The sequence below is a fragment of the Halalkalibacter flavus genome, from assembly GCF_036663575.1.
Lineage (GTDB): Bacteria > Bacillota > Bacilli > Bacillales > Bacillaceae_D > Halalkalibacter > Halalkalibacter flavus.
This window is the reverse complement of the sequence record NZ_JAWRVK010000035.1, coordinates 1-14,378: the sequence shown is the minus strand read 5'-3', so window position 1 is coordinate 14,378 and position 14,378 is coordinate 1. Positions and strand designations below refer to the sequence as shown.

Here is a 14,378-nt window from a genome sequence, read left to right as displayed (position 1 = left end):
TCACCACAAGGTATGTCGAATAATCGTATGAGTTTGTTCTAAAGGTGGATTGTAGGAAAGGTCAACGTTGGATAGGAGAGGTGTCGTGTAAAAAGTGAAAGTATTTAAAGATTTGTGGTGGTTTTTTAAAAAAGAAAAAGTATCATATGGGCTAGGTATTGTTGTGTTAGCTCTTGTTTCCCTTCTTACATTAACACCTCCATTAATTGTTGGGATCATAGTGGATCACATAGTAGATGTAACATTAACAACAAACATTTTACTAATGTGGGTTGGTGTTTTGTTGTTAATTGGTATTCTTACGTACGGATTACGGTTTGTTTGGAGAATCCTCATTTTTGGAGCGTCAATTCGATTAGCAAGGTTGCTTCGAAATCGATTATATGAACATTTTACAAATATGTCTCAACGTTTTTATCAACGTCACAGAACAGGTGATTTAATGGCGCATGCAACTAATGATATCCGAGCTGTGCAAATGACAGCTGGCCAAGGGGTGTTAACATTAGTTGATTCATTAACGATGGGTGGATTTGTTATTATAACGATGGCAGCGACCATTAACTGGAAATTGACGCTGATCTGTTTAATACCGATGCCTTTTATGGCTTATTTAACGAGTTACTATGGAACGCTTTTACATAAGCGATTTCATTTAGCACAATCCGCTTTTTCGCAATTAAATGATACTGTTCAAGAAAGTGTGACGGGAGTACGTGTGGCAAAAACATTTGGCCAAGAAGAGGATGAAATCAATCGATTTAAAGACAAATCAAATGAAGTTGTTGAGAAAAACGTAGCTGTTGCTAAAATTGATGCATTATTTGATCCGACCATTTCATTGATCGTCGGAATATCATATTTTTTAGCAGTGGTTTTTGGAGCACGTTTTGTCATTGCTGAAGAAATGACAATTGGTCAATTAACGAGTTTTACTTTATATCTTGGCCTATTGATCTGGCCAATGTTAGCGTTTGGATGGCTATTTAATATCGTTGAACGTGGACGTGCTTCTTATGATCGAATTTCTTCATTGCTAGCAGAAAAACAAGATATTACAGATGATTTTGCAAAGAGCGATAACAAAGCAACTGGAGACATCGACGTCTCCTTACAAAAATTTTCATATCCAGGAAGTGACGATTACGCTTTGCAGGATATTGAGTTTACACTAAAACAAGGACAAACGTTAGGCATTGTTGGGAAAACGGGAAGTGGCAAATCAACGATAATTCGTCTTCTTCAGAGAGAATTTGATATAGAACATGGGTTCATTACCATTGGTGGGAACAGGCTTGAAGAGTATAAGTTAGATGACTTAAAAGCTAGTTTCGGGAATGTACCACAAGATCACTTTCTCTTTTCGGCAACAATTGCTGACAATGTGGCATTTGCAAAACCTAGTGCATCTATAAAAGAAATTATGAACAGCTGTAAGCTTGCTAGTATTCATGATGATATTATTGGGTTTAAAGATGGATATGAAACCGTCGTAGGTGAACGTGGTGTGACATTATCGGGAGGTCAAAAACAACGGATTGCGATTTCAAGGGCTATTTTGCCAGACCCGAACGTGTTGATTTTAGATGATTCCTTATCAGCAGTCGATGCGAAGACAGAGGAACAGATCCTTGAATCACTAAGAATAAATCGTGCTGGGAAAACGACCATTATTACTGCACATCGACTTAGTGCCATTAAGCATGCCAATTTGATTATTGTTTTAGACGAAGGACGAATTATCCAACGTGGGGATCATTCTACGTTAATGAAAGAAGATGGTTGGTACAGGAGAATGTATGAGCACCAACAATTAGAAGAGTTAGTGGAACAAGGAGGTCAGCAGGATGAAACATAAGGACCAAGTATTAACGAATTACGAGCAAAGAGCAATTCTTTGGCGTTTACTTCGTTATGCGAAGAAACATATGAAATCACTTATGATTGCATTTACTTTGCTCCTCCTTGCAACAGGTGCTGAGCTTCTCGGCCCCATCTTAATAAAGATTTTTATAGATGATTATTTAACACCGCGGAACTTTCCGTTTGAACCATTAGTGTGGTTGGCAGTTATTTACGTTGTACTACATCTGTCTTCTGTTTTTATTAATTACTTTCAAGCATATATGTTTCAAAAAATATCTTTGAAAATTGTTCAGCAACTTCGAGTTGATGTTTTTTCAAATGTCGAACGACAAGGCCTTGCATTCTTTGATCGTACCCCTGCTGGTGGATTGATCTCTCGAATTACGAACGATACAGAGTCTATAAAAGAGTTTTATTTGACAGTTCTTGCAAACTTTGTTCAGAACATCATGTTCCTAATTGGAATATTTATAGCAATGTTTTATTTGAATCCGACTCTTGGTCTTTTCTGTATTGTCTTATTACCGATCATTTTTGGATTAATGCAGTTATATCGAAAAATTAGCTCTAAATTTTATGCGGATATGAGTGAAAAGATAAGTCAACTAAATGCAAAAATGAATGAAACGATCCAAGGAATGGCCATCGTTCAAATGTTTCGTCAGGAGAGGCGTCTTCGAAAAGAGTTTGGTAAGGTGAACGAAGAGCATCTCCAAGCTGGTATGAAGAGCATGAAGTTGGATGGCCTTTTGCTAAGACCAATGGTTGACTTAATTTCAATATTGGCTCTTATTTTGGTTTTAAGTTATTTTGGCATTACGTCTTTTACAAATCCGGTTGAAATAGGGGTCTTATATGCATTTGTTAACTATTTGGATCGTTTCTTCGAGCCAGTCAATCAAATGATGATGCGCTTATCACTTTTTCAACAAGCCCTTGTATCAGCAGGGCGTGTCTTTAAGCTAATGGACTATGAGGAATATGCACCATCAAAGCAAGGTCGAGGATTGCCTAAAATTGAAGAAGGTAGCATTGAATTTAAGAATGTTTCTTTTTCTTATGATGGTGAAACGGATGTTCTGAAAAATATTTCATTTTCAGTAAAAAAAGGAGAAACCGTAGCTCTCGTTGGTCATACAGGAAGTGGAAAAAGTTCGATCATCAATGTGTTAATGAGATTTTACCAACTTGATAGAGGGGATATTGTCATTGATGGACAATCAATTCATCATTTTGATAACAAGGAATTAAGGAATAATATAGGACTCGTTCTTCAAGACCCATTTCTCTATACAGGTACCATATCGAGTAATATTCGTTTATATCGGAACGATTTAACTGACCATCATATAAGAGAAGCCGCTAGATTTGTACGGGCAAATGAATTTATTGAGAGACTACCACTTTCTTACGATGCCAAAGTAACTGAAAGAGGTTCGACCTTTTCAAGTGGTCAGAGACAACTTTTATCCTTTGCTCGAACAATTGTCACAAATCCAAAAATTCTAATATTAGATGAGGCGACAGCGAATGTTGATACTGAAACTGAGGAGGCAATCCAAGATGCCTTGAAGCGAATGCAAGAAGGAAGAACTACAATAGCGATTGCCCATCGGTTATCGACGATTAAGGATGCAGATCAAATTATTGTTCTTCATAAAGGTGAGATTGTTGAACGTGGTAACCATATAGAGTTGTTAGAAAAAAAAGGCCTTTATCATAAGATGTATTTACTGCAAAAAGGGTCATCCGAATTAGAAAATGCTGACTCCCAGATTAAAGTAAAGAAATGAGCGATAATGATAAAAAAGAGAACCACAGTCATTTTTGAAGGTGGTTCTCTTTATTATTAGCATTTTCATAGTGGTTCAGTAAAGTATCCAACTCTTGACTGACGGTTAATACAGCATGCGACGAAAGTCCCTTGATGAGGGCGAGTTCTATTAATTCATTTCGCTTTTTTTCTATTGTTCTAAGTAATCCTTCGCTCATAGAGATTCCCTTCTTCTCTAATTCTTGTAATAATTATACAAATTAACTAGTAAATTTACAACCATAACTCAATAAAAGAAGGGGAAAATAGGTATTATCTCATAGCTCATGTCTGATTCAAGCAAAAACTATTTGAATTAAATTGAAACAAGCCGCGCTTTCCTGTATCTTTAAGTAATGAACAATTATCACCGATAAGAAAGGGGTGAGCAGCTTGGACGAAATATATATATGGATAACATCGGTTGGAGCTGTAGTTATGGCATCATTCGCAATTTTTATACGCTTAAAAGCGACGAAAAGACCGGTATCAGCGAAAAAAATTATTATTCCACCGATCTTCATGTCAACGGGGTTTCTTATGTTTTTATATGAGCCGGCCCGACCAGCCTTTTTGCAAGTAATAGAAGCTGTTTTAGTTGGTATGATTTTTTCAATCCTGCTTATTAAAACATCAAAGTTTGAAATAAGAGATCAACAAATTTACATGAAACGATCAAAAGCATTTGCGTTCATATTAATAGGGTTGCTGTTTGCTCGAATTATTTTTAAGCTGCTAATTGGAGATACAATAAATGTAGAAGAATTAGCAGGTATGTTTTTTTTGCTTGCATATGGAATGATTATACCTTGGCGTATATCTATGTACATGAATTTTCGTCAACTAGAGAAAGTACTAGAAAATTCACTTCAGAACAAAAGTACACTGCCAGTAGAGACTTAAGAAAAATCAAGAATAAAACAACAAAAGTAGACATGTCCCAAAAGGGGCACGTCTACTTTTTATATTAAAAGGGTGGTGACTCAAAAGGTCTGTTTTTGACTTTTTGAGCCACCACCGAAGCAATGAGCGTAGTCGCTACATCTTTACAAGTCTTGAGATGAGTGGGGTTCTATTTCAAGAAGAGTAGCGAACGGAGCATTGCTAACACTGTTCCAGACTTTTAGAACAGCCTTATTCCTTCACATCTTCTTTTGCAAGTCGTTTTAATGATTTAATTTTCCCATGAGGATTCTGTGCCTCTTTACGTGCTCTAAATTGTCGTTCGGCTTGTCTTTTTGATTGGCTCATCCTTCATCACCTTTAATCTTTATTATTGTTATTTGAAAAATATTTGCTCATCTAACTTCTAGGTTGTCAAATAGCAATTATATTATCCAATGTTGAACAGACAAAGATTTGGTAATTAGTTTAAATGAGTAAAAACCACAACCCGAAGAAAAAACAAATGTTCAAGTATTCCATAGTTAGGCCCATGCTTATTAAGACGTTTCTAGAAGATCTTTATATGGTTTCATATCGATGTTTTTCTCTCGCAGTTTTTTCATAAGAAATTTATGGTCCCTTTTTGGCGTTGCAAGTATATATCCTCTAATAATATAATCTTGTGGCAGGTAATCAAGATTATCTTGTAACGCGAGTTCCCCAATTTTTCCTGCAATTTTTCCTTTAGCTACATCTCTAAATAACTCTGGAACAGGTTCGACTAAATCATTTAACAAATCTCGTTGCTCATCATTCCAAAGGTGTAATGTTTTTTCGATATAATAGTCCTGCCAATCTAAAATGGATTTACCATCTTCCTTTGGCAGCCTTTTAAGAAATTTCCGAAACATAAAATACCCACCAATAAACATTACTGTTATTAAAAAAATTGTCCATAAGACAATAAACCACATAAACCAAGTAGGCATCGTTTTTCACCTCAACTTTTTATCATACTTATCCTACCATAAAAAATAAGAACCTGCACTCGAATACAATGAGTGATTCCAAATTGGAAAAACGTTTGGTAAGATAAGTAATCGAGGTGATGAAAATAATGATTTATTTAATAAGCTATGCATTTCATATGCTTGTGTCAGTTTTGTTCTTTGTCTTAATTCCGTTTCCTTTTCTAATTAAAGGTAGCTTATTGGACGAGCCTGGCAGGTTTACACTGTTGTTGAAAATATATAAACGAATCATTTGGCTTGCTCATGGTGGCGTAGTTATTGCCATTGTTTCCGGGTTTCTTATGACGACACAGTGGTTAACAGTGTGGTTTTTTATAGTTGTGTTAATTTGGTTAGCATTAAGTGCCCTTCTTGGTATGACAGCAAAAGCTGTTCGGATTATTCTAGAGAATCTGGAGAAGGATAAAAAAGTAGAAGATGAAATAAATAAGTTAAGATTGTATAGCTTTTTACTAATGATTGCAATCCTATCAATGTTTATGATGAAAATAGTATTATACATATAAAATGGTAAAAAAAGGTTTTTGTTTTGTGGGTGTTCACAAATGGCGCAATGTACGTTTTGCAATGTGAACAATGTCATTGACTGTAAAAGTATCTATACTAACAGTAATAGAGAATGCATAAGGAGGACCAATAATGCTAATTGGAGTTCCAAAGGAAATTAAAAATAATGAGAACCGTGTTGCGATGACTCCAGCAAGTGTTATGACACTCGTTCAGGCTGGTCATGAAGTAATCATTGAAAAGGATGCAGGATTAGGGAGTGGGTTTGAAGACGCTACGTATGTTCAAGCGGGTGCTGAAATTGAAGCTGACCCAGTAGCGATCTGGGAAAAAGTTGACATGATCATGAAAGTCAAAGAACCACTCCCGTCGGAATATGGATATTTTCGTAAAGGCTTAATTTTATTCACGTATTTACATCTTGCGGCAGAATCTGAGCTAGCTAAAGCATTAGTTGAGAAAGAAGTTACTGCGATAGCTTATGAAACGGTTCAAGTTGGAAGAACGTTACCTCTTTTAACACCGATGAGTGAAGTAGCTGGTCGTATGGCAGCTCAAATAGGGGCCCAGTTCCTTGAAAAACCAAAAGGCGGGATGGGAATTCTTTTATCTGGTGTTCCTGGTGTGAAACGTGGAAAAGTAACAGTTATTGGTGGTGGAGTTGTTGGGACAAATGCAGCGAAAATTGCTATGGGCCTAGGGGCAGATGTGACAATTATGGATTTGAGTCCAGATCGTTTACGTCAGTTAGATGATTTATACGGAACCGACATACAAACACTTATGTCCAATCCTTTAAATATCGCTGAAGCCGTTGCTGATTCTGACTTAGTGATTGGTGCAGTACTCATACCAGGTGCGAAGGCTCCTAAACTTGTTACAGAAGAAATGATTAAATCAATGAAACCTGGATCTGTAGTTGTTGATGTAGCGATTGACCAAGGTGGTATTATTGAAACTGTTGACCGAATTACGACACATGATGAGCCAACCTACACAAAACATGATGTTGTTCATTATGCCGTAGCCAATATGCCCGGTGCTGTTCCGCGAACGTCAACAATTGCGTTAACAAATGTGACAATTCCTTATGCACTTCAAATTGCTAATAAAGGAGTGCATCTCGCTCTTACAGAGAATCATGCATTAGAGTTAGGGCTAAATACAGCAGCTGGAGCAGTTACGTATGCTGCCGTGGCATCTGATTTAGGGTTGGAATACATGACAGCAAAAGAAGCACTAGAAAAATTAAATAAATAAGGGCAGACCGGTTAGTAAAGCCAATGGATAAGGGACTTTTCATTGGCTTAAATTAACTGGTCTGTTTTTGCGAGGAAATCCTCATTCTTTGTCGATAGTTAGTTTCCTTATTTTCCAGAAAATGATATGCTTAAACTAATTAAAGATAGTATGTCATTTTATAAAAGATAGTAACTACTAATTATACATTTGGTGGGGTATTAAGATGAACATATCAGAAACGGAGAAAGAAATTTTAGACCGAATTACGGATCCATTTTATGCGCTCGATCAAAACGGGAACTTTACATATATTAATAAAGCTGCTTCTAGAATTCTACAGCAAGACAGGGAAAAAATAATGGGGAAGAGTGTTTGGTCCGTCTTTCCAGAAACCGTTAAATTACCTTTATATAATCAATACAAGAAAGCCCTCGAAAAACAAAAAACGGTTTCTTTTGAAATGTATTATCCGCCATTAAAGTTATGGTTTAGTATTAAGGCTTATCCTTCACAAAAGGGCCTTTCTGTTTATTTTCAAGATATTACCAAACAGAAGCATTCCGTATTAAATCGTGAATCTCATTATGAGTCTTTATTTGAAAACAATCCAGATGCTGTTTTTTCTTTTGACTTAGATGGGAACTTTCTCAGGGTAAACCCTGCAATGGAGAAATTAGCTGGCTACACCGAAGAAGAACTTTGTAAGATATCCTATATGCCTTTAATATTAGATGAGAATTTAGAGCAAACCAACGAGTATTTTATGGAGGCTACCCGAGGAATTACGCAAAATTATGAAACTAAAATAAGACATAAGAATGGAAATATTATTGATTTAAAAGTAACAAACATGCCTATTATTATTGGACAAGAAATTGTCGGTGTATACGGTATTGCTAAGGATATTTCTAACCAAAAAAGAACGGAAAAATTATTGTTTGAATCCGAGAAGTTAACTGCTGTCGGTCAGCTTGCAGCATCGATTGCTCACGAAATCAGGAACCCGCTTACATCGATTAAAGGCTTCTTACAATTAATTAAATCGACAGTAAAGGAAGTACGTAGTGATTTTTTAGATATTATGTCTGACGAAATAACAAGAATTGAAATGATTACTAGTGAGTTGCTAGTGCTAGCTAAACCACAAGCTCTTGATTTCAAATACGAAGATTTAAATAGAATCATTGAAGATGTTGTCATGCTGCTAAGTTCTCAGGCTTTAATTAATAATGTCGAAGTAATTACTGATATTGAAGACCTACCCAATGTGAAGTGTATAGGAAGCCAGTTAAAGCAAGTGTTTATCAACTTAATTAAAAACTCAATTGAGGCAATGCCAAATGGGGGAGAAGTGGTTATTTCTGCAAAGTTGTTTAGCTCAAAAGAAATTTTAATCCAAGTTGTCGACCAAGGAAGTGGGATCCCAAATGAGTTCCTTTCGAAAATTGGTACACCCTTTTATACAACAAAAGAAAAGGGAACAGGTCTTGGATTAATGACAGCATTAAAAATTATTGATTCCCATAGCGGCAAATTGGAGATATCGAGTCTCCAAAATAAAGGGACAACGATTGAAATTTTTTTACCAATTGAAGCAGAGGCTAAAACTAAATAAAATCTACATTAGAAGCTTTAACTGAGAGTGTTCTAGTAAGTAAAGAGGATGATGAAAAATGGAACAACAAGATGTGGTATCAATTTTAAACCAGTTACGTAATCAAGAATTGAAATCGTATAGAGTGTCAAAAGAGGACTTTAATGTTTTTCGAACAATATTACTTAAACAAGAGGATGCAATTGATTTTCGAGGAAATGCCCAGCATAGTGGGGAAACCATTTATACTTACGAACCCGGTTGGACGAAATAAGTAGCTGTTTTTCTTTAGCTCGTACATACAGTAAAATAAATAACTTCTAAAGGAAGTACCTGTTATTAATAATAGGTGCTTTCTTTTTATCCACTTTTTATGAAAGAGGTGGGCAATATGTCTTGTATGAGATAATGGAGCGCATATACCTAAAAAATACAATAGTCTTAATTTTCATACTTTTATTGAAGTTGTACAAATTCGTAATTTCGACAAGAAGATGATCAAACTAAGTAGAATATTTAATAGTTGTAAAAAATACATATGGAGGAATTTATGAGTCAGGCGGAATTTTTAATCAATATTACTCAGTATCAACAACCTTTCTTTAATGCGTTAGCAGCGCTTTTTACCTTTGTGGGAAACGAAGAGTTTTACTTTTTAATTGTTCCATTGGTTTATTGGTGTATTGCAAAACAGGCAGGATTTAGGCTGTTTTACATTTTTTTATTATCGGTTACTATTAATGCTTTCTTGAAAATCACTTATGCTATCGAGCGTCCGATCGGAACGGAAGGAATCAATTCGCTGTATATAGAATCAGCGGAGGTCGGGAGTCATTATCCTTATGATTCATTTCCTAGCGGTCATGCTCAAGGTTCCACAACACTTTGGGGCTATTTGGCGTATTTAGTAGCCAAACCTTTATTTTTGGTGTTTTCAATCATTCTTATTTTGTGTATTTCATTTTCTCGTCTATACACAGGGCTTCATTGGCCGACGGATGTGGTAATAGGTATTATTGTAGCAGTTATTATTTTAATTATTTCTATACGATTACAGGATAAAATCTCGAAGCTATCAGAGAAAGTAAAATGGACGTTAGCAATTGTTACGCCACTACTTATTGTTGCTGTTTTCCCAGAAGAAGAAGGCGTGAAATATGCAGGTTTCTTGTTAGGAGCAGGGATTGGATATTTATTTGAATATAAAAAAGTTAGAATGATTATTTCAAAGAAGGTATGGAGAAAGACAGCTGCCTATGTGGTTGGACTTGTAGGCCTATTTGCCCTTCAAGTTGGGCTGAAAGTGTTGCTTCCTGAAATGTTAGTTTTTGATTTTATACGTTATGGATGCATTGGTTTATGGGGACTACTCGGAGCACCTTACTTGTTTGTAAAGTTACATATTTATAAGAAAGATTATGAAACGACAATTCCGAGTGAACATTTATCAGTTTAATAACTAGAATCCAGCTCTATTTATTATTTTCAATTAAGTTTACAAATAGATCTTAATATTCAGGAGTTCCAAAACGTAATGCTAACTTTTGGGCTCCTTTTATTCATTTAAGGATCAATCGATTTTATGAAAAAATTATTTTTTTGAAGATGCGCCGTTTGGGAATTGATCGCATAGTATGTAGCATCACAAAGAACGGAGCGATGAAAATGGCAACAAAGAATAAAAAGAAAAAAGTAGCCCCGAAAATTACAGCAGCAGAAAAATATCAATATACGATGAAAATAGTTACATCAGCAACCTGTCTAGCTTGTAAACAACAATGCACAAGGGGATTACGGTATATAGATAAAATGAGCAAACCTGGGAATATAGGAAAAGGAGTTGCCTGTCATTTAACAAAAGGCAGAGCTTTTAAATAAAAAACAATAACTATATGAAGAGAGGGGGATCTGTCAATAGATTACCTCTTTTTTTTGAATTGATTACATAAAAGGTGAAAAAATAATGAATTTAGTAGTATAACGTTGAAACTTTTGGTGAGAATGTTATAGGTTAGTAGAGAATATGAAAATGAGGTGAATTTAGGTGCGAAAAACAATAGGAATTGTAGCACTAATTGTTTTATTCTTAATCATCCTAACTGCTTGTGGGCAGACAGAAGAGGAACAAGGAAGTGTTGAACTCGTTGATGAACTTACGGCTATAGAAGTGGAATTAGATATTCCTGAATTTGCGGAAATTGGCGAAGCCGTTACGTTTAACAGCATTGTAACTCATGGTGATGACTTAGTTGAAGATGCAAATGAGGTAATTTATGAAATTTGGCTAGATGGTCAAAAGGAAGCTAGTATTATGGTAGAAGCAGATGCTCAAGAAGGGCATATTTACTCATTAGATTATACGTTTGAAGAGGCAGGAGTGTACCATGTCCAAACACATGTGACAGCACGTGGAATGCATCGGATGCCGACTGAACAAATTCAAATTGGCGAAGAAGAAATAACAGCTGATCATAGTCATAGCCATGACCAGCAACATGATGATAACCATGCTCACCACCACCATCACAATGACGTCGATATCGATACAGAGTTGAAAAATGATCGACTAGTTGTTCAAATTGTAGTGGAAGGTGACAAGTATGAATCAGGTAATGTAACATTTGAAATGTGGCAAGAGGAAGGCGAACAACGAGATTGGTTAGATTTATTTGAAGTCGGCAATGGAGTGTACGAGCTTCGTGATATAGAAGGATTGTCAGGTCAATACTCTGTCATTGTCCATATTCAAGATGAAGAAATACATGAACATGTTAATATGACGTTAGACTTTTAAAATAATAGAAGACACGGATATGTGTTGATCCGCGTCTTCTTTACTTATTACTGATACTTAAGCAGAATTACGTTTTAACTTTTTGACCTTTAAGGCTTTAATTTTGGAAATGTTTAAGACAAAATTATCGTCGGTTACAATACAATCCTCACCGTTAATCTTGAGCCGGTACATATCCTTTCTCACATCTGACTTAGTAGTGAAATTAACTTGCTGTCCGCTATGAAACTCAACGGATACTTGAAATTTTTTCATACTAATCAGCTCCTTAAAGATATTATATCACGTTTCCATAAAAATCTATAATTCCCCTCTATTCAGAGGAGCTATTAACGGTATAATTCTTAATAAAAGGCTGTTTTCGCATACTTTGTTGTTTTTATGAGGTATGTGTTTTCAACATGTTCGTTTCATTGCGCTCCAGCCACTCGCTTTCGAGGCAACTGAAAAAAGTACGGTTTTGACCTTTTTCAGTTGCCTTTAAGCAATGAGCGGAACCGTTGCTTTGTCTTAAAGCCTGCTATGAGTGGTTTTCTCATAGCAGGCGCGCAACGTGTAGAGCCATTGCTGCTTCCTCGAATCCGCTAAAAAGGATTTTTTCTTTCCGCGGGGAGGTGTCGAGTGACTTCCGCTTCATTTCACTACGAGAAAAAACGTTTCTTCACAGCAACAATCTTTACGAAAAAAGCTTAATAAAAAGAAAAAAAGACATGTTTTTGAGGACACTGAAAAGGAATTGCTCTCGCCAGCATCCTCTATGCAATGTGCGCAGCCATCACACTTAATCGAGGCACTGAAGAGGGTTGCCTTTTCGGTGACTTCATTTTTTAAAACGTGTCTTCTTTTAATATGTCAGGTCTTAGTTTATTGTATGGGATTGGAAGCTCGAATATTAATATTAATCTTATTTTCCATTGTTTGTTTTTAAAGTCTTTCAATACTATTTCTTGCATATGTAATGTATGTCTGGAAATAAATAAAAAAAACTATATCATCAATTGAAAACGCTTGCAATATTTTCCCTTTTCACTATAATAAGGTGTACAAGGTATATCGAAACAAAGTTAACAAGAAATCTCCAATGATACTAAAAGGGAGTGACGCTTTTAATGGTAACTTTAAAAGAATTAAGAGAAGAGTTTGAAGAAAAGTTAAATAGACAACTCACAACGGAAGAAATTGAAATACTTCATTTCATGATTGATTCTCAATATCACAGAACGAATGAGGCTTTGGCTTAATTAAAATATATAATCTTATAACCCTATTAATCTATTTATATTATGTATTTAATTGTTAGGGCGCATTGCCTTTTACAAATCTTCCTTGATATCTTCTTTCCTACTTCGATTACATATAACTTCACTACTTTATTAAAGCCCGAAAAAACTTTATCAACTTCCCTTGATTAAAAAGTTACACAACTATATACACATGATAACGAATTTACAGCATATTATGTGATAGAAAGAAAAAAAGGGGAGAACATTATGTTACTTGATTTTCTAAAGGCGCGGTCGTTATTAGTCGGTGGAGTATTGGGGAGCATAATTGGACTCATCGGTATTATAGTATGATTACACCTTTTTTACAAATACGAGTCTATTCAATAAGATTACTGAAAGCTTAGCTGGTAAATGAATGTACACTATGTAAACTCCCCAGCATTAAATCTCCAATGCTGGAGAGTCATTTTTATAGCCAATAATCCATTTCCTTAACATTGTCACTATATTGTTGCCTTATTAATAACTCTTCTTGCTTCATTTCTTCATAAGCCTTTTCTTCAGATTCGGAAGATCCATATTGAAGTACATAATCACCATTTCTTAAGGTGGCTGTAATTTTCCAATGTACCATTAAGATTTCCCCCCTGGTAAGTAATTTCACAAAATTATATTCAGTGACATGGACTTTTATTAAAAGGAAAATAACTTAATTTTAAAAATTGATGACTATTGACGGCAAGTGAATTATGCTCGACTCTTAAATCCATCTAATCGAAAAGGACTATACGTATCAATGTAGTGCGCCATGATAGCCCCAGCGGCTGGAAACTGTTTTCTAAATTCTCTACAAGCATTCACTCTATAATCATTTAGATGAGTAATGACAGGGTCATATTTGACGAGCACTTCTGCCATGACGGAAAGCGATATAAAATGTTCTTTTGTTTGTTCGTCGAATCCTGATTCTTTGATACGAATTTCAGTTACTTTAACGGTGTTGCTACAATAATTTTTTATAACACTCTTGCGCTTCGTAAGAGTCTCATTACATGAGTTCTCTGGAGCGTATAAGTAAATATTTGCTTCACAATAAGCTTTTCCTCTATACAAGTAAAAACCCCCTTGTCTACCTAAAGCCACTAAAATAGTGTGATTACCTTTTTAAAGTATAATCATCTATTATAATAAAAACTTATTTTAGCAGATTACATCTATTCTACCAATCTCAAATTAAGAATTGTTATCTTAAAAACAAGTTAAAGCTTCTTCGTTTACCGGAAACAATGCAAGCTGTTGTTAAATAACATAAATAAAGCGTTTCCTCAGGAGTTCAAGCTAAATTAGCACAGCGGTAATATGTCAACACCCTAAAACTAGAAAATTGGAAATTGATTTAACTACAATCAAAAAAATCCCT

The 14,378-nt window shown here is 35.4% G+C and carries 17 protein-coding genes; 11 read left to right on the top strand and 6 right to left on the bottom strand.

Annotated elements, in window-relative coordinates; genetic code table 11:
- Positions 1–94: 94 nt before the first annotated feature.
- Together SAY88_RS18735 and SAY88_RS18730 are read left to right on the top strand one after the other, a co-directional pair.
- Positions 95–1,858, top strand: coding sequence for an ABC transporter transmembrane domain-containing protein (locus SAY88_RS18735; RefSeq protein ID WP_332633678.1), 1,764 nt, complete (start codon positions 95–97; stop codon positions 1,856–1,858).
- On the top strand, positions 1,848–3,659 hold the full coding sequence (locus tag SAY88_RS18730) for an ABC transporter ATP-binding protein (protein ID WP_332633677.1): 1,812 nt from the start codon (positions 1,848–1,850) through the stop codon (positions 3,657–3,659). The genes SAY88_RS18735 and SAY88_RS18730 overlap by 11 nt, the downstream gene beginning before the upstream one ends.
- A 28-nt stretch (positions 3,660–3,687) precedes the next feature.
- On the opposite strand, the gene SAY88_RS18725 is transcribed toward SAY88_RS18730, so the two are convergent.
- Positions 3,688–3,858, bottom strand: a complete 171-nt coding sequence (locus tag SAY88_RS18725; RefSeq protein ID WP_332633676.1) for an aspartyl-phosphate phosphatase Spo0E family protein — start codon at positions 3,856–3,858, stop codon at positions 3,688–3,690.
- Between the two features lie 214 nt (positions 3,859–4,072).
- On the opposite strand from SAY88_RS18725, the gene SAY88_RS18720 reads away from it, so the two are divergent.
- A complete protein-coding gene (locus SAY88_RS18720; protein ID WP_332633675.1) occupies positions 4,073–4,582 on the top strand; it encodes a CcdC family protein in 510 nt (169 codons plus the stop codon).
- A gap of 231 nt (positions 4,583–4,813) precedes the next feature.
- On the opposite strand, the gene SAY88_RS18715 is transcribed toward SAY88_RS18720, so the two are convergent.
- Positions 4,814–4,930: a DUF6254 family protein gene (locus tag SAY88_RS18715; protein ID WP_250095518.1), complete on the bottom strand. Its 117-nt coding sequence runs from the start codon at positions 4,928–4,930 to the stop codon at positions 4,814–4,816.
- 191 nt (positions 4,931–5,121) lie between these two features.
- Positions 5,122–5,553: a DUF2621 domain-containing protein gene (locus SAY88_RS18710; RefSeq protein WP_250095519.1), complete on the bottom strand. Its 432-nt coding sequence runs from the start codon at positions 5,551–5,553 to the stop codon at positions 5,122–5,124.
- Positions 5,554–5,681: 128 nt separating this feature from the next.
- Here SAY88_RS18710 and SAY88_RS18705 point away from each other — a divergent pair, with 128 nt between their 5' ends.
- The 7 genes from SAY88_RS18705 to SAY88_RS18675 all read left to right on the top strand — a co-directional run bounded on the left by SAY88_RS18705 (position 5,682) and on the right by SAY88_RS18675 (position 11,732).
- Complete coding sequence (locus SAY88_RS18705) at positions 5,682–6,101, top strand: hypothetical protein (RefSeq protein WP_332633674.1); 420 nt, start codon at positions 5,682–5,684, stop codon at positions 6,099–6,101.
- A gap of 133 nt (positions 6,102–6,234) precedes the next feature.
- The gene (ald, locus tag SAY88_RS18700; protein ID WP_332633673.1) at positions 6,235–7,362 is read left to right on the top strand and encodes an alanine dehydrogenase; all 1,128 of its coding nucleotides are present in this window, start codon (positions 6,235–6,237) and stop codon (positions 7,360–7,362) included.
- A gap of 205 nt (positions 7,363–7,567) precedes the next feature.
- A complete protein-coding gene (locus SAY88_RS18695) occupies positions 7,568–8,959 on the top strand; it encodes a PAS domain S-box protein (RefSeq protein ID WP_332633672.1) in 1,392 nt (463 codons plus the stop codon).
- A 58-nt stretch (positions 8,960–9,017) separates the two neighbouring features.
- Positions 9,018–9,212 (top strand): hypothetical protein, encoded by a 195-nt coding sequence (locus tag SAY88_RS18690; RefSeq protein ID WP_332633671.1) that lies wholly within the window; start codon positions 9,018–9,020, stop codon positions 9,210–9,212.
- A gap of 276 nt (positions 9,213–9,488) precedes the next feature.
- Entirely contained in the window at positions 9,489–10,394 is a 906-nt protein-coding gene (locus SAY88_RS18685; RefSeq protein WP_332633670.1) for a phosphatase PAP2 family protein, read from the top strand.
- Positions 10,395–10,603: 209 nt separating this feature from the next.
- Positions 10,604–10,816, top strand: a complete 213-nt coding sequence (locus SAY88_RS18680) for a hypothetical protein (protein WP_332633669.1) — start codon at positions 10,604–10,606, stop codon at positions 10,814–10,816.
- A 166-nt stretch (positions 10,817–10,982) separates the two neighbouring features.
- A complete protein-coding gene (locus SAY88_RS18675) occupies positions 10,983–11,732 on the top strand; it encodes a FixH family protein (protein ID WP_332633668.1) in 750 nt (249 codons plus the stop codon).
- Positions 11,733–11,789: 57 nt separating this feature from the next.
- Here SAY88_RS18675 and SAY88_RS18670 read toward each other — a convergent pair whose 3' ends face one another.
- A complete protein-coding gene (locus tag SAY88_RS18670; RefSeq protein WP_332633667.1) occupies positions 11,790–11,987 on the bottom strand; it encodes a hypothetical protein in 198 nt (65 codons plus the stop codon).
- Between the two features lie 854 nt (positions 11,988–12,841).
- Between SAY88_RS18670 and SAY88_RS18665 the strand changes: the two genes are divergently transcribed.
- Entirely contained in the window at positions 12,842–12,973 is a 132-nt protein-coding gene (locus SAY88_RS18665) for a hypothetical protein (RefSeq protein ID WP_332633666.1), read from the top strand.
- A 454-nt stretch (positions 12,974–13,427) separates the two neighbouring features.
- On the opposite strand, the gene SAY88_RS18660 is transcribed toward SAY88_RS18665, so the two are convergent.
- Together SAY88_RS18660 and SAY88_RS18655 are read right to left on the bottom strand one after the other, a co-directional pair.
- Positions 13,428–13,592, bottom strand: a complete 165-nt coding sequence (locus SAY88_RS18660) for a hypothetical protein (RefSeq protein ID WP_250095528.1) — start codon at positions 13,590–13,592, stop codon at positions 13,428–13,430.
- Between the two features lie 113 nt (positions 13,593–13,705).
- Complete coding sequence (locus tag SAY88_RS18655; protein WP_332633665.1) at positions 13,706–14,071, bottom strand: hypothetical protein; 366 nt, start codon at positions 14,069–14,071, stop codon at positions 13,706–13,708.
- Positions 14,072–14,378: the final 307 nt, after the last annotated feature.